Source organism: Paraburkholderia sp. BGA-UO-ETr-F21 (assembly GCF_059567925.1).
Genome location: NZ_JCAQOY010000040.1, coordinates 553343 through 578819, shown reverse-complemented (window position 1 = coordinate 578819; position 25477 = coordinate 553343). Strand labels below are relative to the sequence as shown.

The 25477-nt window shown below is 62.7% G+C and carries 24 protein-coding genes; 5 read left to right on the top strand and 19 right to left on the bottom strand.

Going from position 1 to position 25477, the window contains the following annotated elements:
• Window positions 1–111: 111 nt before the first annotated feature.
• Together AC57B1_RS35015 and AC57B1_RS35010 are read left to right on the top strand one after the other, a co-directional pair.
• On the top strand, window positions 112–1296 hold the full coding sequence (locus AC57B1_RS35015; protein ID WP_496419992.1) for a PQQ-dependent sugar dehydrogenase: 1185 nt from the start codon (window positions 112–114) through the stop codon (window positions 1294–1296).
• A 232-nt stretch (window positions 1297–1528) separates the two neighbouring features.
• Window positions 1529–1996: an NINE protein gene (locus tag AC57B1_RS35010; RefSeq protein ID WP_408300229.1), complete on the top strand. Its 468-nt coding sequence runs from the start codon at window positions 1529–1531 to the stop codon at window positions 1994–1996.
• A 16-nt stretch (window positions 1997–2012) separates the two neighbouring features.
• Here AC57B1_RS35010 and AC57B1_RS35005 read toward each other — a convergent pair whose 3' ends face one another.
• Together AC57B1_RS35005 and AC57B1_RS35000 are read right to left on the bottom strand one after the other, a co-directional pair.
• Window positions 2013–3158 carry a PA0069 family radical SAM protein gene (locus tag AC57B1_RS35005; protein WP_496419991.1) on the bottom strand — a complete coding sequence of 382 codons (1146 nt, stop codon included), beginning with the start codon at window positions 3156–3158 and terminating at the stop codon, window positions 2013–2015.
• Window positions 3159–3255: 97 nt separating this feature from the next.
• Window positions 3256–3744 (bottom strand): Lrp/AsnC ligand binding domain-containing protein, encoded by a 489-nt coding sequence (locus AC57B1_RS35000; protein ID WP_007180908.1) that lies wholly within the window; start codon window positions 3742–3744, stop codon window positions 3256–3258.
• A gap of 168 nt (window positions 3745–3912) precedes the next feature.
• Here AC57B1_RS35000 and AC57B1_RS34995 point away from each other — a divergent pair, with 168 nt between their 5' ends.
• Window positions 3913–5199, top strand: a complete 1287-nt coding sequence (locus tag AC57B1_RS34995) for a D-amino acid dehydrogenase (RefSeq protein WP_408353785.1) — start codon at window positions 3913–3915, stop codon at window positions 5197–5199.
• Between the two features lie 126 nt (window positions 5200–5325).
• On the opposite strand, the gene AC57B1_RS34990 is transcribed toward AC57B1_RS34995, so the two are convergent.
• The 6 genes from AC57B1_RS34990 to AC57B1_RS34965 all read right to left on the bottom strand — a co-directional run bounded on the left by AC57B1_RS34990 (window position 5326) and on the right by AC57B1_RS34965 (window position 11664).
• On the bottom strand, window positions 5326–7116 hold the full coding sequence (locus AC57B1_RS34990) for an acyl-CoA dehydrogenase (RefSeq protein ID WP_496419990.1): 1791 nt from the start codon (window positions 7114–7116) through the stop codon (window positions 5326–5328).
• Window positions 7117–7217: 101 nt separating this feature from the next.
• Entirely contained in the window at window positions 7218–8153 is a 936-nt protein-coding gene (locus AC57B1_RS34985; protein WP_496419989.1) for an electron transfer flavoprotein subunit alpha/FixB family protein, read from the bottom strand.
• 14 nt (window positions 8154–8167) lie between these two features.
• Window positions 8168–8917: an electron transfer flavoprotein subunit beta/FixA family protein gene (locus AC57B1_RS34980; RefSeq protein ID WP_496419988.1), complete on the bottom strand. Its 750-nt coding sequence runs from the start codon at window positions 8915–8917 to the stop codon at window positions 8168–8170.
• Between the two features lie 236 nt (window positions 8918–9153).
• On the bottom strand, window positions 9154–9951 hold the full coding sequence (locus AC57B1_RS34975) for a MetQ/NlpA family ABC transporter substrate-binding protein (protein ID WP_496419987.1): 798 nt from the start codon (window positions 9949–9951) through the stop codon (window positions 9154–9156).
• Window positions 9952–9986: 35 nt separating this feature from the next.
• Window positions 9987–10640, bottom strand: a complete 654-nt coding sequence (locus AC57B1_RS34970) for a methionine ABC transporter permease (protein WP_091800124.1) — start codon at window positions 10638–10640, stop codon at window positions 9987–9989.
• Window positions 10630–11664, bottom strand: a complete 1035-nt coding sequence (locus tag AC57B1_RS34965; protein ID WP_091800121.1) for a methionine ABC transporter ATP-binding protein — start codon at window positions 11662–11664, stop codon at window positions 10630–10632. Before AC57B1_RS34965 ends, AC57B1_RS34970 begins: the two co-directional genes overlap by 11 nt.
• A 240-nt stretch (window positions 11665–11904) precedes the next feature.
• On the opposite strand from AC57B1_RS34965, the gene AC57B1_RS34960 reads away from it, so the two are divergent.
• Window positions 11905–12810, top strand: coding sequence for an alpha/beta hydrolase (locus tag AC57B1_RS34960; RefSeq protein WP_496419986.1), 906 nt, complete (start codon window positions 11905–11907; stop codon window positions 12808–12810).
• 9 nt (window positions 12811–12819) lie between these two features.
• On the opposite strand, the gene AC57B1_RS34955 is transcribed toward AC57B1_RS34960, so the two are convergent.
• Window positions 12820–13629 (bottom strand): enoyl-CoA hydratase, encoded by an 810-nt coding sequence (locus AC57B1_RS34955; protein WP_496419985.1) that lies wholly within the window; start codon window positions 13627–13629, stop codon window positions 12820–12822.
• A 46-nt stretch (window positions 13630–13675) separates the two neighbouring features.
• Window positions 13676–14599, bottom strand: a complete 924-nt coding sequence (locus tag AC57B1_RS34950; protein ID WP_496419984.1) for a histone deacetylase family protein — start codon at window positions 14597–14599, stop codon at window positions 13676–13678.
• 289 nt (window positions 14600–14888) lie between these two features.
• Here AC57B1_RS34950 and mltB point away from each other — a divergent pair, with 289 nt between their 5' ends.
• Entirely contained in the window at window positions 14889–16037 is a 1149-nt protein-coding gene (mltB, locus tag AC57B1_RS34945) for a lytic murein transglycosylase B (RefSeq protein WP_091801093.1), read from the top strand.
• Between the two features lie 108 nt (window positions 16038–16145).
• On the opposite strand, the gene cysM is transcribed toward mltB, so the two are convergent.
• The 9 genes from cysM to rpsA all read right to left on the bottom strand — a co-directional run bounded on the left by cysM (window position 16146) and on the right by rpsA (window position 25440).
• Complete coding sequence (cysM, locus tag AC57B1_RS34940) at window positions 16146–17048, bottom strand: cysteine synthase CysM (RefSeq protein WP_091800109.1); 903 nt, start codon at window positions 17046–17048, stop codon at window positions 16146–16148.
• A gap of 273 nt (window positions 17049–17321) precedes the next feature.
• Window positions 17322–17687, bottom strand: a complete 366-nt coding sequence (locus AC57B1_RS34935; RefSeq protein ID WP_408354776.1) for a ComEA family DNA-binding protein — start codon at window positions 17685–17687, stop codon at window positions 17322–17324.
• A gap of 77 nt (window positions 17688–17764) precedes the next feature.
• Window positions 17765–18757, bottom strand: coding sequence for an ADP-glyceromanno-heptose 6-epimerase (rfaD, locus tag AC57B1_RS34930; RefSeq protein ID WP_408354774.1), 993 nt, complete (start codon window positions 18755–18757; stop codon window positions 17765–17767).
• A gap of 145 nt (window positions 18758–18902) precedes the next feature.
• On the bottom strand, window positions 18903–19910 hold the full coding sequence (gene rfaE1, locus AC57B1_RS34925; RefSeq protein ID WP_408185317.1) for a D-glycero-beta-D-manno-heptose-7-phosphate kinase: 1008 nt from the start codon (window positions 19908–19910) through the stop codon (window positions 18903–18905).
• Window positions 19876–21279 (bottom strand): UDP-glucose dehydrogenase family protein, encoded by a 1404-nt coding sequence (locus tag AC57B1_RS34920; protein WP_496419983.1) that lies wholly within the window; start codon window positions 21277–21279, stop codon window positions 19876–19878. Before AC57B1_RS34920 ends, rfaE1 begins: the two co-directional genes overlap by 35 nt.
• 147 nt (window positions 21280–21426) lie before the next feature.
• A complete protein-coding gene (lapB, locus tag AC57B1_RS34915; RefSeq protein WP_091800097.1) occupies window positions 21427–22602 on the bottom strand; it encodes a lipopolysaccharide assembly protein LapB in 1176 nt (391 codons plus the stop codon).
• Between the two features lie 67 nt (window positions 22603–22669).
• Complete coding sequence (locus AC57B1_RS34910; protein WP_091800094.1) at window positions 22670–22963, bottom strand: LapA family protein; 294 nt, start codon at window positions 22961–22963, stop codon at window positions 22670–22672.
• A gap of 398 nt (window positions 22964–23361) precedes the next feature.
• A complete protein-coding gene (locus AC57B1_RS34905; protein ID WP_007180889.1) occupies window positions 23362–23685 on the bottom strand; it encodes an integration host factor subunit beta in 324 nt (107 codons plus the stop codon).
• Between the two features lie 21 nt (window positions 23686–23706).
• Window positions 23707–25440, bottom strand: coding sequence for a 30S ribosomal protein S1 (rpsA, locus tag AC57B1_RS34900; RefSeq protein WP_091800091.1), 1734 nt, complete (start codon window positions 25438–25440; stop codon window positions 23707–23709).
• Window positions 25441–25477: the final 37 nt, after the last annotated feature.

Genomic DNA, 25477 nt, shown 5'->3' with positions numbered 1-25477 from the left:
GACGCCATAACAAACACTTACCGGGATAAACTGAGTAACGGGGCCGCGCCGGCCTGACAGGCGGGGACCTCGCACCACGCCGAAACGCCCGAATTACCTGACGGAGCGCCCTTGAAACTCCTGCCACCCATTGTGTTTTTGCGCGATTTTCTTGGCACCGTTGCGCGACTTGCCGGCTCGGCGTGCATTCTGCGAAGCAGGACTCTGAACACGGGCACGGCCGTCTTGCTCGCCGCGACTGCCCTGCCGGCGCTCGCCGCACTGCCGGTAGACCGGATCAAACTACCGCCGGGCTTTCGCATTGAAGTCTTGTCGGACGCCGTGCCCAGCGCGCGAGCCATGGCGCTCTCGCCGAAGGGCATTCTTTATATAGGCAGCCTGGACGGCCACGTCTACGCGCTCGAATTGCAAAATGGGCAGGTGACAGCCCGCCACGTGATTGCTTCCGGGCTGGAAACGCCGGCGGGCGTGGCATGGCGCGATGGCGCGCTCTATGTTTCGGCGGTATCGAAAATTGTTCGCTTCGATGCGATCGACACGCACCTGAACGATCCGCCCAAGCCTGCCGTCGTGATCGACACCCTGCCCACGGAGACGCACCATGGCTGGAAATTCATCGCTTTCGGGCCGGACGGCAAGCTTTACGTGCCGCAAGGTGCGCCCTGCAACGTCTGCCTGAAAGACCGCGACCGTTTCGGCCTGATCGGCCGCATGGACCCGGACGGCAGCCACTATGAAGTCGTGGCGCGCGGCATCCGCAATTCGGTCGGTTTCGCGTGGCATCCGGTGACGCATGAACTGTGGTTCACCGACAACGGCCGCGACCTGCTTGGCGACGACGTCCCGGACGACAAGCTCAACCGCGCGCCGCGCGCCGGGATGGATTTCGGTTTTCCCTACTGCCACGGCGGCAACACGCCCGATCCCGAGTTCGGCAAGGACCATCCGTGCAGCGAGTTCACGCCGCCGACGGTCAAACTCGGTGCGCACGTCGCCGCGCTCGGCATGCGCTTTTACAGCGGCTCGATGTTTCCGCCCGCTTACCGGAATACGATTTTCGTCGCCGAGCACGGCTCGTGGAATCGCAGCAAGAAGGTTGGCTATCGCGTCGTGCATGTCGTCACGGACCCGGATGGCGGCAACGCCCGCCAGGAAGTCTTTGCGGAAGGCTGGCTGCAACGAGGCGAGGCCGTATGGGGCCGTCCCGCCGACGTGTTGCCCCTACCCGACGGTTCACTCCTGATCAGCGACGACTACGCCGGAGCGGTTTACCGCGTCACTTACTCCGCGCCGTAGATAGCCGTCAGCGACATTCAGCCGCAGCGCGCCCGAAGCGCCGCCGTTCTTCCGAACCAGCGAGCCGCCCCGCGGATGCAACCGTACCAACTCCGGCGTTTATCGCAAAGGCACCTCACTGCAGCGCGACCCTCCACGTGACCGGCGCCGTGTGGCGGGCGTAGAATGCGCGTCGGTCCGCGCGAGCCGCGCGCCGCTCCTTTCGACCGCCTGTCACTCTGACCTCGCCTACATGTCCACCCTTGCTTCGACTTCCCCGCGTTTCAGATCCAAGACGATTACCGCCGCACTGGCGTTCTTCTTCGGTTGCCTCGGCGCTCATCGCTTCTATCTGTATGGCACGCGCGACATCTACGGCTGGGCGCACGTGATCGGTACGCTGATCGGCATTCCAGGCGCCATGCTGGTGGTGGCCAGCGAACGGGCTTCCATGCTCGGCTGGGTGTTGGCGTTTCCCGGTGCGGTTTCGCTGCTCGCCGCGTTTCTCGCTGCGATCGTCTACGGGCTGCGTCCGGACGAAAAGTGGGACGCGCAATTCAACGCCCAGACTCAACGCAAGAGCCGCTCTGGCTGGACGGTCATCTTCGTCGTCATTTTTTCACTGTTGATCGGCGCCTTCCTGTTGATGACAGGGCTCGCCATCTCGTTCCAGACCTACTTTGAAGGTCAGGTGCAGGCGGCCAAAGCACTCTCGCAGTGACGCGTCTCATGCAGCGTTAAAAAAGATCCAGTTGAGGATCGTCGCGCGCCGATTCATGGGCGCGCGGCGCTTCCGCCCGGCGAAAGTGCGACATATCCAGAATGCCGCGATCACGCTGGTTCAAGCCGAGCCGGCGCACCGCTTTCTGGAATCGCTGCTTGAGCAGGTCCGCCCACAAGCCTTCTCCCTTCATTCGCGACGAGAAGCAAGAGTCGTAGTCTTTCCCGCCCCGCATGTCCCGCACGCGGCCCATGACCCGCTCGGCGCGATCGGGAAAATGCGCCGCGAGCCAGTCCTTGAATAGCGGCGCGACTTCCCACGGCAGACGCAGCACGATGTAGCTTGCGTTGCTTGCGCCGGCCTCCGCACAGGCCTCCAGCACACGCTCCATGTCCGGTTCGGTGACGAACGGAATCACCGGTGCGATGCTGACGCCGACCGGAATGCCCGCCTCACTCAGCGTGCGAATGGTGCGCAGCCGCCGAGACGGCGTGGCCGCTCGCGGTTCGAGCGTGCGAGCGATCTCGGCGTCCAGCGTGGTGATGGTGATGGCCGCCATGAATTGCCCGCGCGCCGCCATAGGCGCTAGCAGATCGAGATCGCGTTCGATCAGCGACGACTTGGTGATCGCCGCGAACGGATGATGCCGCTCGCTGAGCACTTCAATCACACGGCGCGTGAGCCGCAAATCACGCTCGACGGGCTGCCAGGCATCTGTATTGACGCCCAGCGCAATCGGCTCCGGCGCATAGGTCTTCTTCGACAACTCCCGCTCGAGCAACTCCGGTGCGTTGACCTTGGCGTAGATCCGGCTTTCGAAGTCGAGCCCGGGGGACAGTCCCAAATAACTGTGCGTGGGCCGCGCAAAACAATAAATGCAGCCGTGCTCACAGCCCCGATACGGGTTGAGCGACACGCCGAACGGAATGTCCGGCGATGCGTTGCGCGTAAGAATGGTCTTGGCCCGCTCTTCGAAGACTTGCGTGCGTAAGACCTTCGGCTCGTCGTCGCCTTCCGCCGCTGACAGCCAGCCGTCGTCCACTGCTTCGCGCTGGTCGACTTCGTAGCGGCCTTGCAGGTTCGTCACCGCGCCGCGGCCCTTGCGAGGCGCGGGCGGCGCGATCGGAAATTCGTTGACGGGTTCGGAGTCGGAGTCGGTCACGGCTAGAAAACGCAAAGCACAAACGGCGTAAAATACCTGTACAAATATACAGTGTTTACGCCGTTTGTCGAGCCCCGTCTTGCGCTTGCCGTGCTGTCTAATCCCCGACTGCGATCGTCAGCGTTTCCTTGATCTCTTCCATCACCACGTAGCTTTTCGACTGCACCGCGCCGGGCAATTGCAGCAGGATGTCGCCGAGCAGCTTCCGGTAATCGGCCATTTCGCCGATGCGCGCCTTGATCAGATAGTCGAAGTCGCCCGATACGAGGTGGCACTCCAGCACTTCGGGAATCTTCTGCACCTCGCGGCGGAACTGGTCGAACATGTTGCCGCTCTTGTGGTCCAGCGTGATCTCGACGAACACCAGCAGCGCCGCGCCCAACTCCGCCGGATTCACGCGCGCGTGGTAGCCGGTTATCACGCCGTCGCGCTCCATCCGCTTGACGCGCTCGATGCACGGCGTCACCGACAGTCCGACCTGCTCAGCCAGGTCTTTCATGGCCATGCGGCCATCCTGCTGCAAGAGCCGCAGGATCTTGTGATCGAGTTTGTCGAGAGCCCGGACCGGTTGGCGCTGTGTACGCATGATGTTTTTGCTGAAAATCTTGAAAATACAATAACAAAACCTGCCTGACTGTTAATAGTATAGCGGTTAACACTGGGCGATCCGCGTTACACCTCGTTAATCGAACGAATTCCAACGACTCGACGAGCGCACCGCCCTCAGACCTCATCTGAATATCCTGGAGCATCTATGCGAGTCGTCGTTTTGGGCAGTGGCGTCGTCGGGGTGACGAGTGCGTATTACCTGGCGCGCGCCGGTCATGAAGTGACCGTTATCGATCGCGAGGCCGGCCCGGCGCTCGAAACCAGTTTCGCCAATGCCGGTCAGATCTCGCCGGGCTACGCGTCGCCTTGGGCCGCGCCGGGCGTGCCGCTGAAGGCCGTCAAATGGATGTTCCAGAAACACGCGCCGCTCGCGATCCGCCTCGACGGCACGCAATTCCAGTTGCAATGGATGTGGCAGATGCTGCAAAACTGCACGTCGTCGCGCTATGCGGTGAACAAGGGCCGCATGGTCCGTCTCGCCGAATACAGCCGCGATTGCCTGCAAGCGCTGCGCGCCGAAACCGGCATCCAGTACGAAGGCCGCACCGGCGGCACGCTGCAGGTGTTCCGCACGCAGCAGCAGTTCGACGGCGCCGCGAAAGACATCGCCGTACTGCGGGAAGCTAACGTGCCGTATGAACTGCTCTCGCCGGCTGAACTCGCGCAAGCGGAACCGGCGCTCGCCGCGGTGTCCCACAAGCTGACCGGCGGTCTGCGTCTGCCGGGCGATGAAACCGGCGACTGCCAGATGTTCACCACGCGCCTCGCCGCGCTGGCCGAGCAACTGGGCGTCAAATTCCGCTACAACACGCCGATCGACGCGCTCGCCATGGCCGGCGACCGCATCGCCGGCGTGAAGTGCGGCGAAGAACTCGTGCGTGCCGATTCGTTCGTCGTCGCACTGGGTTCGTATTCGACCCAGTTCCTGTCGGGGCTCGTCAAGATCCCGGTCTATCCGCTCAAGGGGTATTCGATTACCGCGCCGATCGTCAATGAAGCGTCGGCACCGGTGTCGACCGTGCTCGACGAAACCTACAAGATTGCGATCACGCGTTTCGACGACCGGATTCGCGTGGGCGGCATGGCTGAGATTGTCGGCTTCGACAAATCGCTGCGCCAGGCGCGTCGCGAAACACTGGAACTGTGCGTGAACGACCTGTTCCCGGGCGGCGGCGATACGTCGAAGGCTACCTTCTGGACCGGTCTGCGCCCGATGACGCCGGATGGCACGCCGATCGTCGGCCGCACGCCGGTGGCGAATCTGTTCCTGAACACGGGCCACGGCACGCTGGGCTGGACGATGTCGTGCGGCTCAGGCCAACTGCTCGCCGACGTGATGTCGGGCAAGCAACCGGCCATCAAGGCAGACGACCTGTCGGTGCATCGCTATCTCGGCGAAATTGGCGGCGCGCATCGCCCGGCTTATGCCTGAGGTTTAACGACGCTTCGCGAGCGGTTGAGCTGGTATGTAATCTCGCAGACCAGATCGACAAAAACAAACGGCGCCTTTCGAGGCGCCGTTTGTTTTTTCAAGCGAGGTTTTAAAGCAGAAGCAGCGTCAGAACTGATCTTCCGACAGCGCCAGCACACTCTCGCCACCCTTCGCACTGACAATCGACGCCTCCAGCGCCGATGCGAGCGTCAGCACATGCTCAGCGTAGAACTGCGCGGTCGCGATCTTCGCACCGTAAAACGAAGGATCTGCGTCGCGCTTCCCGGCTGCCACGAGCAACGCACGCGCCATCTGCCAGCCGCCAAGCACGATGCCCGCGAGCTTCAGATACGGCACGCTGCCCGCGAACACCGCGTTCGGATCGCTCTTCGTATTGGTGACAACAAAGTCCACCACCGTGCTCAACGAGCGATGCCCCTGCGCAAGATATTTCTTCATCGACCCGAACGCCGGACCCTGCTGCCCACCGAGCGCTTCGATCGTTTCGGCCACGCCGGCGAGCAGCGACTTCGCCACCTTGCCGCCGTCGCGCACGGTCTTGCGGCCGATCAGATCGTTCGCCTGGATCGCGGTCGTGCCTTCATAGATCGGCAGAATCCGCGCGTCGCGGTAATACTGCGCGGCGCCGGTTTCCTCGATGAAACCCATGCCGCCGTGCACCTGTACGCCGAGGCTCGTCACATCGATCGACAGCTCCGTACTCCAGCCCTTCACGATCGGCACGAGGTATTCGTAGATCGCCTGATGTTCCGCGCGCGTGGCTTCGTCAGCGTGACGATGCGCGATGTCGCAGTGAGCCGCGGCCACATACGCCAGCGCGCGTGAGGCTTCAGTCAGGCCGCGCATCGTGGCGAGCATACGGCGCACGTCGGGGTGCTGAATGATCGCGACCGGTTGCTTCGCCGAGCCATCCACGGGACGGCTTTGCACACGGTCTTTCGCGTACGCCACCGCCTTCTGGTAAGCGCGATCCGACACACCCACGCCCTGCATGCCGACCGCAAAGCGCGCCGCGTTCATCATGATGAACATGTATTCGAGGCCGCGATTCTCTTCGCCGATCAGATGACCGATCGCGCCGCCGTGGTCGCCGAACTGCAGCACCGCGGTCGGACTCGCCTTGATGCCGAGCTTGTGTTCGATCGACACGCAATGCACGTCGTTGCGCTCGCCGAGCGAGCCGTCTTCATTGACGAGAAACTTCGGCACGATGAAAAGCGAAATGCCCTTCACGCCTTCCGGTGCGTCAGGTGTGCGCGCCAGCACGAGATGTGCGATGTTCTTCGCCATGTCGTGCTCGCCCCACGTGATGAAAATCTTCGTGCCGAACAGTTTGAACGACCCGTCGCCCTGCGGCTCGGCGCGCGTGCGCACGAGCGCGAGGTCGGAGCCGGCCTGCGGCTCGGTCAGGTTCATCGTGCCGGTCCATTCGCCGGAAATGAGTTTGGGCACGTAGGTCTGTTTCTGCGCTTCGCTGCCCGCCGTGAGCAGCGCCTCGATCGCGCCATCCGTGAGCAGCGGGCACAGCGCGAACGACAGGTTCGACGCATTGAGCATCTCGATACAGGCGGTGGCAATCAGCTTGGGCAGACCCTGGCCTTCGTAGTCGACGGGATGTTGCACGCCCTGCCAGCCGCCAACGCCAAACTGGCGAAACGCTTCCTTGAAGCCGGGCGTCGCGGTGACCACGCCATCTTTCCAGCTGCTCGGATTGCGATCGCCTTCCACATTCAGCGGCGCCAGCACTTCGCCGCACAGTTTCGCCGACTCTTCGAGCACGGCCTGCGCGGTGTCGAGATTCGCGTCTTCGAAGCCCGGCAGCGTCGCGATGTGTTCGAGACCGGCCAGTTCTTTCATCACGAACAGCATGTCCTTGATGGGTGCCGTATAGCTCATTTTCGTCTCCTCCCGCCGTCGATATAAAAAAGGGCGCCGGACTTGATCGGTCCCGCGCCCTTCGCGTGTTGACAGACGCCTTTTACAAGGCGCTTCGGCGCTTAGCCGAGCTCGCTAACAAGCTCCGGCACGACCGTGAACAGATCGCCCACCAGACCGTAATCGGCGACGCTGAAAATCGGCGCTTCCGGGTCTTTGTTGATCGCGACGATCACTTTGCTGTCTTTCATGCCGGCCAGATGCTGGATCGCGCCGGAGATACCGACCGCCACATACAGTTGCGGCGCGACGATCTTGCCGGTCTGGCCGACCTGATAGTCGTTCGGCACGAAGCCTGCGTCCACTGCTGCGCGCGATGCGCCGAGCGCTGCGTTCAGCTTGTCTGCCAGCGGCTCGAGAACCTTGGTGTAGTTCTCGCCGTTGCCTAGACCACGACCGCCCGAAACGATGATCTTCGCCGACGTCAGTTCCGGACGGTCCAGCTTCGTCACTTCACGGCTCACGAAGGACGAGATGCCGCTGTCTGCCGCCGCTTCGATCTTCTCGACCGTTGCGCTGCCGCCAACAGCCGCCACAGCGTCGAAACCGGTCGAACGAACCGTGATGACCTTGATCGGGTCAGCCGATTGCACTGTGGCGATTGCGTTACCTGCGTAGATCGGGCGCTCGAACGTGTCAGCGCTGTCCACTGCGGTGATGTCGCTGATCTGCGCGACATCGAGCTTTGCGGCGATACGCGGCGCGATGTTCTTGCCGTACGCCGTTGCCGGCGCGAGGATGTGCGTGTAATCCTTTGCGATGTTCAGCACCGTCGCTTCGACGTTTTCCGCGAGGCCCGCTTCGAGTTGCGGCGCGTCAGCCAGCAAGACCTTGGAAACGCCTGCAATCTTCGCTGCCGCATCCGCTGCGGCTTGTGCGTTGTGCCCTGCCACCAGCACGTGAATATCCCCGCCAATCTTCTGCGCCGCTGCGATCGTGTTCAGCGTCGCGGCCTTGATCGACGCGTTGTCGTGTTCTGCGATTACCAGATTCGTCATTTGCTCTGTCTCCCTCACAGCACCTTGGCTTCGGTCTTCAGCTTCTCGACCAGCGTCTTCACATCCGGCACCTTCACACCGGCGGAGCGCTTCGGCGGCTCGACAACCTTCAGCGTCTTCAGGCGCGGCGTGACGTCGACACCCAGGTCTTCCGGCTTGATCGTTTCCAGCGGCTTCTTCTTCGCCTTCATGATGTTCGGCAGCGTCACATAGCGCGGCTCGTTCAGGCGCAGGTCGGTCGTAATGACTGCCGGCAGCGTCAGCGACAGCGTTTCAGCGCCACCGTCCACTTCACGCGACACCGTAGCCTTTCCGTCAGCGACGACAACCTTCGAGGCGAACGTCGCCTGCGGCAACCCGGCCAAAGCAGCCAGCATCTGGCCGGTCTGGTTCGAATCGTCGTCGATAGCCTGCTTACCGAGGATGACCAGTTGCGGCTGCTCCTTATCGACCAGCGCCTTCAACAGCTTGGCCACCGCCAGCGGCTGCAGCTCTTCGGAAGATTCGATCAGGATCGCGCGATCCGCGCCGATCGCCAGCGCCGTGCGCAGCGTTTCCTGCGACTGCGTCACACCCGCCGACACGGCGATCACTTCGGTCGCCACGCCCGCTTCACGCAGACGCACCGCTTCTTCAACCGCGATTTCGTCGAACGGATTCATCGACATCTTCACGTTCGCGATGTCGACGCCCGTGCCGTCCGATTTGACTGGAACCTTCACGTTGTAATCGACCACTCTCTTGACTGGCACCAGGATTTTCATGCACACGCTCCAAAGTTACGAATACGTCAACCCACGAACATTATAACGACTGCCCTCGCGGCAGCCCTGTCGCGGGCGCTCTAGCAGGAGGATATCGCTCCTCAGCGGCGTGACGGCAATATCGAACGGTCGTTCTATTTTAATCTCGAAAAAACCCGGGCGACAACCCCGGGTTCCGACTTACGACTCTAATTTTGCATTGCCGTCGCATCTTGCTTGCTCTGCAGGCCGCCGGCTCACCAGGCGGTGATCACGGCCCCGCCGAATTTGCTTTCAACAAACTGCTTCACTTCCGGCGAATGATACGCCGCGACCAGCTTGGCGACCCACGGCTTATTCTTGTCCGCCTCGCGGATCGCGATGATGTTCACGTAAGGCCCCTTCGGATCTTCAATCGCGATGGCGTCCTGCTTGGGCTTGAGACCCGCTTCCATCGCGAAGTTCGTGTTGATCGCCGCCGCGTCCACGTCGTTCAGCGAGCGCGGAATTTGCGCGGCGTCGAGTTCGACGATCTTCAGCTTCTTCGGGTTCTCGACGATATCGAGCGGCGTCGCCTTCAGGCCCGCGTCGGCGCGCAGCTTCAGCAAGCCCTGCTTTTGCAGCAACAGCAGCGCGCGGCCGCCGTTGGTCGGATCGTTCGGCACAGCGATCTTCGCGCCCGGCTGCAGTTCGGCCAGCGTCTTCACTTTCTTCGAATAGATGCCCATCGGGTACGTCACCGTATCGGCGATGCGGATCAGCTTGTAGCCGCGATCCTTCACCTGCGCCTCCAGATACGGGTCGTGCTGGTAGCTGTTCGCGTCCAGATCGCCGCCTGCGAGCGCGGCGTTCGGCTGCACGTAATCCGAGAATTCGACGATCTTGATGTTCAGACCGTTCTTCGCCGCGACGGTCTTCACGACTTCCATGATCTGCGCGTGCGGGCCGCCGGTGACGCCGACCTTGATCGAATCTTCAGCGCAAGCCGCGCCGACAGCGAACAGGGACGTGGCGCCGAGCACGGCAGCCAGTTTGAGAATGAAACGACGTTGCATGATGGACCTTTCCAAACCTATTCGAAATTGTTGTTTTACTTATGGCTCAAACGACGCACGAGCCAATCCCCGAACGACTGCACCAACTGCACGAAGACGATCAGAATCACCACGACCGTCAACATCACTTCCGGCAGGAAGCGCTGATACCCATAGCGAATGCCGAGATCGCCGAGACCGCCGCCGCCGATCGCGCCGGCCATCGCCGAATAGCCGACCAGCGAGACGAAAGTGATCGTCAAGCCGGCAACCACGCCCGGCAGCGATTCCGGCAACAACACCTTGAAGACGATCTGGCTGGTGGTCGCGCCCATCGCCTGCGCGGCTTCGATCAGCCCGCGATCCACTTCGCGCAACGCCGTCTCCACCAGACGCGCGATGAACGGCGCGGCGGCGATCGTCAGCGGCACGACGGCGGCCGCCGTGCCGATCGACGAACCCACCACGAGGCGCGTGAACGGAATCACGGCGACGAGCAGGATGATGAACGGCGTCGAGCGAACCGCATTCACGATCACGCCCATCACGCGATTCACCGCAATGTTCTGCAGCACGCCCTGCCGATCGGTCAGATACAGCAGCACGCCGAGCGGCAAGCCCACCAAAGCGCCGACCAGTCCGGAAATGCCCACCATGACGAGCGTTTCCCAGAACGACTGGACGAACATGTCCAACATTTCACTCAACATACGACAGCTCCTCCACCACCACACCCTGTTCACGCAGATATGTCAGCGCCTGCGCCACTTTCGCCGGTTCACCGCCCGCGAGCACCGCGAGCGAGCCGAACGCCTGCCCCTGGATCTCGTCGATCTGGCCGTGCAGGATGTTGAAGTCGAGTTCGTAACGGCGAATGGTTTCCGACAGGATCGGCTGATCGACGCCGGAGCCGGTGAACGCGAGTCGCAACAAGTGACCGCTGCCGGTCTTGAGGCGCTCGGCGACACGTGCCTTCATGGCGGGTGGCAATTCCTGCGCGATCACGTCGCCGATCAACGCGCGCGTGACTTCGTGATGCGGTTGCAGGAACACGTCGATGACCTTGCCTTCTTCAACCACGCGGCCCGCATCCAGCACGGCGACGCGGTCGCAGACCTGCTTGATCACGTCCATCTGGTGCGTGATCAGCACGATCGTCAGGTTCAGTTCGCGATTGATGCGCTTGAGCAGGTCGAGAATCGCGCGCGTGGTTTCGGGATCGAGCGCGGAAGTCGCCTCGTCGGAGAGCAGCACTTTCGGCTTGCTCGCCAGCGCCCGCGCGATGCCGACGCGCTGCTTCTGACCACCACTGATCTGCGCCGGATAACGATCCTTCTGCGCCGACAGGCCGACCAGGTCGAGCAGCGGCAACACGTTCGCTTCGATTTCATCGCGCTTCATGCCGGCGAGTTCGAGCGGCAGCGCGACGTTCTCATACACGGTGCGCGACGACAGCAAATTGAAGTGCTGGAAGATCATGCCGATCTCGCGGCGCGCCTCGCGCAATTGCGCGGCGGGCAGCGTCGTCAGGTCGCGGCCGTTGACGACGATATTGCCCTCGCTCGGGCGTGTCAGCAGGTTGAGCGTGCGCACGAGCGTACTCTTGCCCGCGCCGCTACGGCCGATGATGCCGAACACCTCACCCGCCGGAATCGACAGATTGACGTTGTGCAGCGCCTCGACCCAGCCCCGGGGCCCGGCGAACCGCTGGGAGATATTGCGTATTTCGATCATGGAAAAACGAAACGGCGGAGGTTGTCAGCGAGCGTGATGCGCTCCCGACAAGCGGCCGCCGTTGCTTTTATTGGGATTTGAGCCCGCAATTCTACCGCAGCGCCGACATTCCCTTTAATAATCAATTACGATCTTTTCATAACCTGTTGGAATTAGAGGCCCGCCCGGTGCGCGGTGCTCGCGTGCGCACGACCGCTGCGACTATGATCGGGCGAAACAAAATCAGGATAAGCGGTAGCCATGGAAACATCTCCAAGCAACACGGTGCGGCCCATCGCGGGCAAGCGAAACAGCGGCGAGCCGCTACGCTCGTCGGTCACGACCGGGGACGGCGTGGAACTACCGCTGTACCGCTGGCCGGCCGCCACGCCGACGCGCGCGACCGTGGCGCTGCTCCACGGGCTGGCCGAGCACGCCGGTCGTTACGCGGCGCTGGCCGCGCGCCTGAACGCAGCTGGCGTCGAACTGGTGGCGATCGATCTGCGTGGCCACGGCCACGCACCCGGCAAGCGGGCTTACGTGAAGCGCTTCGACGACTATCTGCTGGACGCGCAAGCTTTGCTAGACGCCGCCGCGCAAAGCTGCGCCCCGCTCTTCCTGATGGGCCACAGCATGGGCGGCGCCGTGGCCGCGCTCTACGCGATCGAGCGCCTCGAAGCGAGCGGCCGGCGCCTGAACGGGCTGATCCTGTCGAGCCCGGCGCTGGCGCCGGGCCGCGACGTGCCGCGCTGGATGCTCAAGCTGAGCCAGGTGATCAGCCGTCTCTATCCGAGCTTCCCGGCGATGAAGATCGACGCCGCGTTGTTATCCCGCCTTCAACCCGTGGTGAACGCCAATCGCAACGATCCGCTCGTGCATCACGGCGCGATTCCCGCGCGCACCGGCGCGGAGCTGTTACTGGCGATGGCGCGCATCGAACGCGGCCGGGCGGGCTTGCGAGTGCCGCTGCTGGTCTATCACGGCACCGCCGACAAGCTCACCGAACCCGAAGGCAGCCGCGAATTCGGTGAGCACGCGGGCTCGCCGGACAAGACGCTCACTCTGCACGAAGGCAGCTATCACGAGACGATGAACGACATCGACCGCGACCGGGTGATCGGGGCGTTGATCGATTGGATCGAAAAACGGCTGGTGGCGAGAGCCTGATCGACGCGGCTAGTCCGCGTCACGCTTCCAGTCGGGCGGGCGTTTGTCGATGAACGCCTGCACGCCTTCCAGCGCCGACTCATCCATCATATTGCAAGCCATCGTCTGGCCGGCAAGCTGGTAAGCCGCTTCGATTCCCATTTCCAACTGGCGATAGAAGAGGCCTTTGCCGGCGCTCACGGCTTCGACGGGTTTCGCGCAGATGCTGGTCGCAAGCCGTGCGATTTCCGCGTCCAGCGCATCCTTGGGGACGACGCGGTTCACGAGCCCTTCCCGCTTCGCGCCCACGGCGTCGATGAAATCGCCGGTGAGCAGCAATTCGAGCGCGGCCTTACGCGACAGGTTGCGCGACAGCGGCACGGCAGGCGTCGCGCAGAAGAGCCCGAGGTTCACGCCCGAAACCGCAAAACGGGCCGTGTCGGCAGCGACCGCCAGATCGCACATCGCGACGAGTTGACAACCAGCCGCAGTCGCGATGCCTTGCACCCGCGCGATCACCGGTTGCGGCAAGCGCTGGATCGTCATCATGAGCTTCGTGCAGCGGGCGAACAGCGCCTGATAGTACGCCAGCGAAGGCGCCGCGCGCATTTCCTTCAGATCGTGTCCCGCGCAGAACGCCCGGCCCGCGCCGGCGATCACGACCGCGCGCGCGTCCGAGCGGCCGATCTCGCTCAATGCCGTCTGCAGGTCGTCAAGCAAGGCTTCGGAGAGCGCGTTAAAGGCATCGGGCCGGTTCATCGTCACACGCACCACGCCCGGCACGCCGTACGCGCCGTGTTCGATCTCGACCAGTGACGCGTCGCGCGCATCGGCGTTCATGGCTCGCTCCTCATAGAGTGGATGGCGCTGCGCGCCGCGCGACGGCTCAGATCCCGGCCAGCGAGCGCACGTGGGCGACCACGCTGCGCCCCAGCGCGGACAGGTTGTAGCCGCCTTCGAGACAGCTCACGATGCGCCCGTGCGAATAGCGCTTCGCGATTTCGCGCATCTGATCGGTGATCCACGCGTAATCGTCTTCGACGAGGCCCATGTTGCCGAGGTCGTCCTCGCGATGCGCGTCGAAGCCGGCCGAGATGAACACCATCTCCGGTTTGAACTCATGCAGGCGCGGCAGCCACAGCATGTCCACCGCCTCGCGCACCGCCATGCCTTTCGAGCGCGCCGGCATCGGCACGTTGCACATGTTGGGCGCCTGGTTGTCGGCGCCGGTGAACGGGTAAAACGGATGCTGGAAGAAGCTGCACATCAGCACGCGCGAGTCGCCCGAAAAGGCCGCCTCGGTGCCGTTGCCGTGATGCACGTCGAAGTCGATGATCGCGACGCGCGAGAGGCCGTGCACTTCGAGCGCATGACGCGCGGCGATCGCGATATTGTTGAAGAAGCAGAAGCCCATGGCGCGCGCCGGTTCGGCGTGGTGGCCGGGCGGCCGGATGCTGCAGAAGGCATTGTCGTAGCGGCCTTCGATCACCGCGTCGGTCGCGGCTACCGCTGCGCCCGCCGCACGCAGCGCGGCTTTCAACGTGTGCGGGTTCATCGTCGTATCGGGATCGATTTCGGCGGTGCCTTCAGCGGGTGAGCGGCTGCGGATGTAATCGACGTGGGCTTGCGTATGCACGCGCAGCAGCGCGGCTTCGTCGGCAAGCGGCGCCATCTCGCGCTCGATCAGCGAATCGATGCGGCTTCCGATCAATTGGTCTTCAATTGCCTGCAGGCGCGCGGGGCATTCGGGATGCCATTGCCCCATATCGTGCAGCAGACAGTCGTGGTGGGAATAAAAGCCAGTTGCCATGATTCTTTTCTGCGGCGACGCGTTTCGAACGCGTGCGGCATGTCTCCATCCAGGGGCGCGCGCCCTCGGCGCGCCAACAGTCATCAAGTTACCACACGATGCGGCTGTGACGCGTCAGGCACAGTTTTGCGGGGAGGCGTCGGGTATACTGCCCCGATCGATTTTTCCCGTCTTCCCTCGTCTCCCGCGCACCGCGCCTTAGCTCACTATGACCGTCAAGCTTGCTCTGTCTGCACGAAACCGGCTACGCATCACGTCCATGGCCGCCGCACTGTCCGTCGCATCGTGCATGATCATGGCAACCAGTCCCGCGATCGCGCAAAGTGCCGGCAAGAAACCATCGGTGCTGCTCGCGCAAGGCCAGCCGCAACCCGCTGTACCTCAAGGGCAAACGTTTGAAGAAGAGATCATCCCGCAGCGCTACGCGAACAACCCCAATGTCGACGCGTTCATCAACGACATGGTGGCGCGTTACGACTTCGACGAGTCCGCGCTGCACGCACTCTTTGCCGGCGTGAGCTATTCGGCGACCGCGGTCAAGCTCGTGACGCCGTCGCCTTCGCCCGCGGTCAAGAACTGGCGCGTGTACCAGGCGCGCTTTCTCGACCAGGTCCGCATCAATGCCGGCGTGCGCTTCTGGCGCGCGAATCAGGCCACGCTGCAACGCGCCTATGAAGAGTTCGGGGTGCCGCCGGAAGTGATCGTCGGCATCATCGGCGTGGAGACGATTTATGGGCGCTTCATGGGCAACTTCCGCGTGCTCGACGCGCTGACCACGCTCAGCTTCGACTATCCGGGCACCGCTAATCGCGCGGACCGCCAGGCGACCTTCCGCAAGAATCTCGAAGACTACCTGGTATGGACGCGCGACTCGCAGATCGATCCGACCACGGTGCTGGGTTCCTACACCGGCGCGATCGGCATTCCGCAGTTCCTGCCGAGCAGCATCGTGCAATACGCGGTGAGCTACGACGGCAACAAGCAGATCGACTTGCGCACGAGTCAGGCGGATGCGATCGGCAGCGTGGCGAATTACCTGCGCCAGAACGGTTGGGAAAACGGCCGGCCAGTAGTGTGGAAGATCGGCTCGGACGCCGGCAGCCTGGGCGTCGCGCAAGCGGCCGCCGACGGCCAGCCGGAGCCGCACTGGCCGCTCGACCAATTGCTGCGCGCCGGCTTGCTGCTGAACGAACCGGGCGTGGACATCGCCTCGGAAGCCGGTACGCCGGTCACGGTGGTGGATCTGCCCTCGCCCGGACGCGGCACCGAGTTCATGCTGGGCTTGAAAAATTTCTACGTGCTGACGCGCTATAACCGCAGCTTCTTCTACGCGCTCGCGGTGTATCAGTTGGGCCAGCGGGTCAAGGCGCAGATGGAAGCAAGCGACGCGACCAACGCCGTCAACAACGCCGCGCCGCCGGTTGCGGCCTCGCAATAGCTGGCGGTGCGGGCGCCGGGTGCGTCCCGCAATGCCACAAGACGAAAAAAAGCGCCGGTCTTCTGAACCGGCGCTTTTTCATTGCGCGAGCGGCTTCAAGCTACGCGCTTACGCAGGAAACACACCCGTCGACAGATAGCGGTCGCCGCGGTCGCAAACAATGAACACGATCGTCGCGTTCTCGACCTGCCGTGCGACGCGCAGCGCCACTTCGCACGCGCCGCCCGACGAGATGCCGGCAAAGATGCCTTCCACCGACGCCATACGGCGCGCCATGGCTTCAGCCGCGGCCTGGCTCACATTCTCCACGCGGTCCACCCGGCTGCGATCGAAAATCTTCGGCAAATAGGCTTCCGGCCATTTGCGAATGCCCGGAATGCGCGAACCCTCTTCGGGTTGCGCACCGATGATCTCGATAGCCTGGTTCTGCTCTTTCAGATAGGTGGACACGCCCATGATCGTGCCGGTCGTACCCATGGACGACACGAAGTGCGTAATGCGCCCTTCGGTGTCGCGCCAGATTTCCGGGCCGGTGCCTTCGACGTGCGCGGCTGGATTGTCCGGATTGGCGAACTGGTCGAGGATGATGCCCTTGCCTTCGCGCTGCATCTGCTCGGCCAGATCGCGTGCGTACTCCATGCCGCCCGTGACCGGCGTGAGAACGATCTGCGCGCCATACGCGGCCATGCTCTGACGGCGCTCCACCGACAGATCTTCCGGCATGATCAGGACCATTTTGTAGCCACGGATCGCGGCCGCCATGGCAAGCGCGATACCGGTGTTGCCGCTGGTCGATTCGATCAGCGTGTCGCCTGGCTTGATACGCCCGCGTGCTTCCGCTTTCGCGATCATCGACAACGCCGGACGGTCCTTCACCGACCCCGCGGGGTTGTTGCCCTCGAGCTTCGCAAGGATCACGTTATTGCGGCTGCGGATCTCGTCGTCGGGGAGCCGGACGAGTTGTACGAGCGGCGTATTGCCGATCGTGTCTTCAATCGTTTTGTAAGCCATATTGGTTCTGGTGCTGTCGCCGCGCAAAGTCTCAATCCATCGATTCTAAACCACCGTGCACGCGACTGCCGTGCGGCCCTTCTGAGCGCATGGATGCAGGCTCCCCTGAGTGAGGGGACGCAGCACAAAAAGCCCGCGGCTGAGAACCGCGGGAGCCAGTCATCTGCATGACAGCTGAAGGAGCGTTCTTGACGACTCCGACCATGAAGGGAAAATCAGGGCGACGCAGCTGGCGCGCGGGCCACCAGGCCCGCGCGCCAGCTGCGCGTGAGGCTATTTCTTCACCGCCACCGTGGCGTCGTTCTTCGGCGTGTTGGCCGCAGCGGCCGCGCCTTTGGTCTGTGCAGACGCCGCAGCCTGCGGGTTAGCAGCCGCGCCAGCCGGACCGATAGCGAGACCCTCCGCCTGCAGGCGCTCGACGGTATGCCCGCCCATGCCTTTGACGCGCTTGCCGAGATCGGCCGGGTCCTTGAACGGACCATGCGCTGCACGCTCGTCGAGAATGGCTTTCGCTTTGGCAGGACCGATGCCCTTGATGCCGCGCAGCGCATCCTCATTAGCCGTGTTGACGTCGACCGCCGCATAAGCGTGGCCAAAAGCGGCGAGCATGGCCGCGGTAACCAGAATTTTTCGAAACATATGGAATCTCCCTCGTACAACCGGTTGGCGACCATCACCAACCGGGAGATTCCAGTTTAAAGAGGGATCCGAATTATTTACACCTGGCCGAACAGCCAACGTACGTAACGGTCGACACCTTCCTGCACGCTCAGGAACGGCGCGTCGTAGCCGGCCGCGCGCAGCTTCGACTGGTCCGCTTGCGTGAAGCACTGGTACTTGCCGCGCAAGGCGTCGGGGAACGGAATGTATTCGATCAGCCCGCGCTGCACCTGATCCGCGAGCGACAGCGCCGGTTCGTTGTTGAGCGAGCGCAGCGTGTTGACCACCGTGCTGGCAATGTCGTTGAACGGTTGCGCACGGCCGCTGCCGAGATTGAAGATGCCCGATTTGTCCGGATTGTCGAAGAAGAACAGGTTGACCTTCACCACGTCTTCAACCGAAACGAAGTCGCGCGTCTGTTCGCCCGCGGCATAGCCGTTGTATTCGCCGAACAGCTTGACCTTGCCCTCGGCGCGGAACTGGTTGAAGTTGTGGAACGCCACCGACGCCATGCGCGCCTTATGCGTTTCGCGCGGCCCGTAGACGTTGAAATAACGAAAGCCGGCTATCTGGCTCTTCGCGGTGGGCAGCACGCGGCGGATCACCTGATCGAACAGAAACTTCGAGTAGCCGTACACGTTCAGCGGCTGCTCGACTTCGCGCTCTTCGACGAAGCGGCTCGAGCCGCCATACGTTGCCGCCGACGACGCATACAGGAACTGGATGTTCTGTGCGAGGCAGACGTCCAGCACTTCCCGGCTGTAGCGGAAGTTGTTGTCCATCATGTAGCGGCCGTCGGTTTCCATCGTGTCCGAACAGGCGCCTTCGTGGAAAATCGCGCGCACCTTGCCGAAGTCGCCACGCTGGAAGCGTTCGACGAACTCAGTCTTGTCGAGGTAGTCGTCGATCTCGCAGTCGACGAGGTTCTTGAACTTGTCCGCGCGCGTCAGATTGTCGACCGCGATGATGCGTTGTTCACCGCGCTCGTTGAGCGCCTTCACGAGATTGCTGCCGATAAAACCGGCCGCGCCGGTGACGATGAGGGTCATGATTGATGATCCTGCGATAGTGAGCTTGGCATGGGATCGGAGTCAGCGCCTGGCGCTCGCTCCGATCGACAGGTTCAGTCGACGCCGCGCGGGTCCCCGTTGCACGCCGTTGATAAAAGCACAGCGAGAGACCCGGCGGGCCGCATCAATGAAAAAGTTCGTCGTAGTCGACGGTGGCGGTGCCCAGTTTGCCGACCACGATGCCGGCCGCGCGATTCGCGAGCCCGACCGCCTCGACCAGCGTGAGGCCCGCGCCGAGCATCGCGGCAAGCGTGGCGATCACGGTGTCGCCCGCGCCCGAGACATCATACACTTCGCGTGCGACAGCCGATGCGTGCAGGACGCCGTCGTCCGAGAAGAGCGTCATGCCCTCTTCCGAACGCGTCAGCAGCAGCGCCTTGAACTGAAGATCGGTGCGCAGTTTCGTCACGCGCGCGAGTAGATCCTCTTCTGATTTCCACTGGCCAACCACCTCGCGCAACTCGGCGCGGTTCGGCGTGATCAGCGTCGCGCCGCGATAGCGTTCCCAATCATCGCCCTTCGGATCGACCAGCACCGGCTTGCCCGCCGCATGGGCCTTCGCGATCATCTGCGTGACGTGGGTCAGGCCGCCCTTCGCGTAGTCGGACATCAGGATCACGTCGTGCGACGGCAGCAGTTCGTCGAACCGTGCGAGACCGGCGAGCAGCACTTCGTGCGCCGGCGAGTTTTCGAAGTCGACGCGCAGCAGTTGCTGCTGACGCGACAGCACGCGCAGCTTGATCGTGGTGAGAAGCGCCGGGTCACGCTCGAGATAAGGCTTCACGCCGCTTTCGTTCAGCAACTGCACGATGCGCTCGCCAGGTTCGTCATGGCCGACCACGCATAGCAAGCCGGCTTGCGCGCCGAGCGCCACCGCATTGCGCGCGACGTTCGCCGCGCCGCCCAAGCGGTCTTCCTGACGCTGCACGTGCACGACCGGCACCGGCGCTTCCGGCGAAATGCGGTTCACGTCGCCGAACCAGTAGCGATCGAGCATGACGTCGCCCACCACCAGCACGCGCGCTGCGGCGAGCTGTTCGCGCGGCACGACGGTGAGCTGCGGCGCGGGCGTGGACGGGATGGCGCCGGGCACGGTCTCAGGCATCGGCCGGAAGTTCAGAGGGTTGGGCATAAGGGCGTCCAATCGAGTGATAGTCGATGCCGAGTTCGGTCATCGCGTCCGGTTCATACAGGTTGCGTCCGTCGAAAATCAGCGGCGACTTCAGCACCGATTTCAGATGCACGAAATCCGGGCTCTTGAATTCTTTCCATTCGGTCACGATCACAAGCGCGTCGGCGTCCGTCAACGTTTCGTCCTGCGTGCCCGCGAAGGTGAGACGCGCGAACTGGTCCGGCACGTCATGCAGATCCATGGCGAACACGCGGCGCGCTTCGGTCACCGCAACCGGATCGTACGCACGCACGTGGGCGCCGCGCGCGAGCAGTTCCGCGATCAGGCGACGGCTCGGCGCCTCGCGCATGTCGTCGGTATTAGGCTTGAACGCGAGCCCCCACACGGCGAACGTACGGCCGCTCAGATCGTCGCCGAGCTTGCCCGTGATCTTGTGCACCAGCACGTCTTTCTGCTTGTCGTTCACTTCCTCGACCGCTTCGAGGATGCGCAAATTGTGGCCGCTTTCGCTAGCCGTGCGGATCAGCGCCTGGACGTCCTTCGGGAAACACGAGCCGCCGTAGCCGCAACCGGCATACAGGAAGTGATAGCCGATGCGAGGATCGGAGCCGATGCCGCGGCGCACCGCTTCGATATCCGCGCCGACCCGGTCCGCCAGATTCGACATCTCGTTCATGAACGAGATGCGCGTGGCGAGCATCGCATTGGCGGCGTATTTGGTGAACTCGGCCGAGCGCACGTCCATGTAGAGCGTGCGTTCGTGATTGCGGTTGAACGGCGCGTACAGACGCTTCATCAGTTCGCGCGCGCGCAGGCCGGCTTCGTCTTCATCAAGGCCGATCACGATGCGGTCGGGGCGCATGAAGTCGTCGACCGCCGCGCCTTCCTTCAGGAATTCGGGATTGGACACCACCGAGAAGCGATGTTGCGCGCTGCCCGCGAGTCCGCGTTGGGCCAGTTCTTCTTCAACCACCGCGCGCACACGCTGCGCGGTGCCGACCGGTACCGTCGATTTGTCGACGATCACCTTGAAGCCGTTCATCGTGCGGCCAATGTTGCGGGCCGCTTCGAGCACGTATTGCAGATCGGCCGAACCGTCTTCGTCCGGGGGCGTGCCGACGGCGATGAACTGCACGTCGCCGTGCGCGACGCTGGCTTCGACATCCGTGGAAAACGTGATGCGGCGCGCCGCGCGCGTGCGGGCGATCATCTCCTGCAAGCCGGGCTCGTGAATCGGCACGCCGCCGTTGTTGAGGATTTCGATCTTGCGCGGATCGACGTCCAGACAGAAAACGTCGTGGCCGATCTCGGCGAGGCACGCGCCGGTGACGAGACCCACATAGCCCGTGCCGATAATGGTGATTTTCATACGCTTTCCGGTAGAAGGTTCCGGTGATGATTCCCGACGATAAAGCCGGTCATGAACAGGTTGCGAGATCCGCCCGCGCGAGGACGCTTGCCACGCGCGGATTCGCGGCGCGAGCGCGTGGCTGGACCCGGCGTGACCACCCGCGTGTCAGTTCGACGCGGTGATCGGCTCGACCCGGCGCGGCGCATAGGTTTCCCAACCGCTGCAGCCCGGACATTGCCAGTAGAAAAGCCGCGCCCTGAAACCACAATTCTGGCACGTATACCGTGGCAGATTTTTGGTGCGCTGGCGAATCAGCGTGCGCATCAGCTCGAGTTCGCTGCGGCGCGGTTCTTCCGCGACGGCTTCCTGTGCCTCGAGCAGCCGCGTCATGCCCGCCAGATTTGGTGACTTCTGCATTTGTGAGCGCGCCAGCGCATGCGCGGCCTCGGGTCCGCGCAGCGATGCGACGTGCTGGTAAGCCACGTCGAGCAGATCGTTGGTCGGATAGCGGTCCACCCACGTGGTGAGCAGATCGGCGCCATCTTGCGGACGGCCGAGCGCCTCGTAAGCCTTCATCAGCTTTTCCGCGACCAGCGGCAGATAAGCCGGATTCTGCTCCTCCACCCGCCGCCATTGGGCGATCGCCGCTTCCGGCGCACCGCCCGCCGCGTCGACGTCGCCGAACAGGATCGTGGCGCGCACATTGGTCGGGTTCGCCTTCAATGCGAAACCGAGCTGACGGCGGGCCTCGTCGGGCTTCTTCTGTTGCAGCGCTTCCTGCGCGAGTTCGCAGTGGAACTGCGCGATTTCCTTGTCGAGCGACTCCGCACCCATCGTTTCCAGATGACGGGCCGTGTCGATCGACTTGACCCAGTCCTTCTCGATTTCGTAGATGGTGAGAAGCGCGCGCTGCGCGCCGAGCGCATAGTCGCCGGTTTCGAGCGAGCGGAAGGTTTCTTCGGCGCGATCGAGCAAGCCCGCTTTCAGGAAATCCTGCCCCAACTCATAGAGCGCATGATCGCGCTCGCTGACCGGCAGGTCGGCACGGCTCAACAGATTCTGATGCACGCGAATCGCGCGATCCGTTTCACCGCGGCGACGGAACAGGTTGCCCAGCGCGAAGTGCAGTTCGACCGTTTCCGGATCGAGCTTGACCACTTCGATGAACGCGTCGATCGCCTGGTCCGGCTGCTCGTTGAGCAGGAAATTCAGGCCGCGAAAATACGAGCGCGGCAGGTTGGCGCTTTCAGACAGCAGCGTCTTGAGGTCGTAGCGCGCAGCCATCCAGCCGAACGCGAAAGCGACGGGTATGACAAGCAGCCACCAGAAGTCTAGATCCATGCGATAAATGCAAATGTGCGGGAAAGCGAAGACGGAAAGCCGCGCTCATGCGCGCGGCGAAGGGAATTCAGATCAGCGGCGGCATGGGCGGCTGTTCCACCACGACCGGGGTTTCGCGCGCCACGCGCAACTCGCGTTTGAGCCGGCCGTTTTCCATGCGCAAGCGCACCATGGCCGGCATCGACGACACCAGCCCAGCCAGCAGCCCTACCACGAAGAACGCGAGGCCGATCAGGATCAACGGCGCCGACCATGCGTAGCCGGCGAGGAAATTCAGCGTAGCAGGTTGTGTGTTGGAGAGCGCCAGCACCAGCAGCAGCACGAACACCAGCACACGGATCAGCCAGACGATAAATTTCATGTATAGGTCTCTTGACGGCAGTTGCGGGGTGACGCCGGCTTGATGACGCGTCGCGCCACGGTGTTGCCCGCGCCGAAGTGACCCGTATTGTAATTGAAGCCCTCGCGGCTGGGCAGGAACTGGCGGATTACGGGCTTACGGGGCTTTATCGTGCTACATCTTGCCGCAAACGGCTACGCGCGCTGGAGAGTCGGAGATTGGGTGATTGGGTAGTCACGCGGTTAGACGGCTCGGCGGGAGGCGCTACCAGCCAATCGCACGTCGATCCAAGTGAATCCGCACGCGCAAAACGTACAGACGAAAAAAAAGCACCCGAAGGCGCTTTTTCTGGTCTTTTGCCGACTGGCTTTGGCCGCTGACGCTACCCATGCCACGCTGCAAATAACACAGCGAAGCATTTACAGGTCGTCATCCGGCTCTTCGGCCTTCAGCGGCTCGCCCGCGCGACGATCTACCCGCTCGCGCAATTCCTTGCCCGGCTTGAAGTGCGGTACGTACTTCTCAGGTACCAACACCTTCTCGCCCGACTTCGGATTACGCCCGACGCGGGAGGGACGGCGGTTAAGGCCGAAGCTGCCGAAGCCACGAATTTCGATGCGATGACCATTGGCAAGCGCCTCCGACATCGCATCAAGCATCGTCTTCACCGCGAAATCCGCATCTTTAAGAACAAGTTGCGGAAATCGCGTAGCCAGCTGGGCGACCAATTCCGATTTGGTCATACTGCAGCAGACCTCTCAGGCTTACTGGTTCTGGCCGTCGAGCTTGGCCTTCAGCAGCGCGCCGAGGTTCGTCGTGCCGGTAGCAGCCGAGCTCGAGTCCGACGAAGCCAGGCCGCGGATCGCTTCCTGTTGCTCAGCCGAATCCTTGGCCTTGATCGACAGGTTGATGCCACGCGACTTGCGATCGATGTTGATGATCATCGCGTTGACCTTGTCGCCGTCCTTCAGCACGTTGCGAGCATCTTCCACGCGGTCTTGTGCGATTTCCGAAGCGCGCAGGTAGCCTTCGACTTCAGCCGACAGCTGAACCACGGCACCCTTCGCGTCCACCGACTTGACCACGCCGTCGACGATCGAACCCTTGTCGTTCATGGCAACGAAGTTGCTGAACGGGTCGCCTTCGAGCTGCTTGATACCCAGCGAAATGCGTTCCTTCTCGACGTCGATGCCGAGAACGATCGCTTCCACTTCGTCGCCCTTCTTGTACTTGCGAACTGCTTCTTCGCCCGTTTCCGACCACGACAGGTCCGACAGGTGAACCAGACCGTCGATGCCGCCCGGCAGACCGATGAAGACGCCGAAGTCGGTGATCGACTTGATCGCGCCTTGCAGCTTGTCGCCCTTCTTGAAGTTGCGGCTGAAGTCGTCCCACGGGTTCGGCTTGCATTGCTTCATGCCGAGGCTGATACGGCGGCGGTCTTCGTCAATTTCGAGAACCATGACTTCGACTTCGTCGCCCAGTTGCACAACCTTCGACGGTGCAACGTTCTTGTTCGTCCAGTCCATTTCCGACACGTGAACCAGGCCTTCGATGCCCGATTCGACTTCGACGAATGCGCCGTAGTCCGTGATGTTGGTGACCTTACCGAACAGGCGCGTGCCCGACGGGTAACGGCGCGAAATGCCTTCCCACGGATCGTCGCCCAGTTGCTTGATACCCAGCGAAACGCGGTTCTTCTCTTGATCGAACTTGAGGATCTTCGCGGTGACTTCCTGGCCAACCGACAGCACTTCGCTCGGGTGACGCACACGACGCCATGCGATGTCGGTGATGTGCAGCAGGCCGTCGATACCGCCGAGGTCCACGAACGCGCCGTAATCGGTGATGTTCTTCACCACGCCTTCCACGATCGCGCCTTCCTTCAGCGTTTCGAGCAGCTTTGCGCGCTCTTCGCCTTGGGTCGCTTCGATCACAGCGCGGCGCGACAGCACGACGTTGTTACGCTTGCGGTCGAGCTTGATGACGCGGAATTCCAGCGTCTTGCCTTCGTACGGGGTCGTGTCCTTGACCGGACGCGTGTCAACCAGCGAACCCGGCAGGAACGCGCGGATGCCGTTGACCATGACGGTCATGCCGCCCTTGACCTTGCCCGTGATCGTGCCGGTCACGAGTTCGTTGTTGTCGAGAGCCTTTTCCAGCGACAGCCACGAAGCCAGGCGCTTCGCCTTGTCGCGCGACAGGATCGTGTCGCCATAGCCGTTTTCCAGCGCGTCGATCGCGACGGAAACGAAGTCGCCCGCCTGCACTTCTACCTCGCCCGCGTCGTTCAGGAACTCTTCGAGCGGGATGTAGGCTTCGGACTTGAGACCAGCGTTGACGACCACGAAGTTGTGGTCAACACGCACGACTTCGGCGGAGATCACTTCGCCGGCGCGCATGTCTTGCTTGGTCAGCGACTCTTCGAACAGAGCCGCAAAAGATTCGGTATTCGGGGTAGAGGTTTGCAGGTCGGACATAAAAATCAAAATTTGCATGGTTCTCGCGGTGCCCGGCTGGCCGGATGGTCAGCAA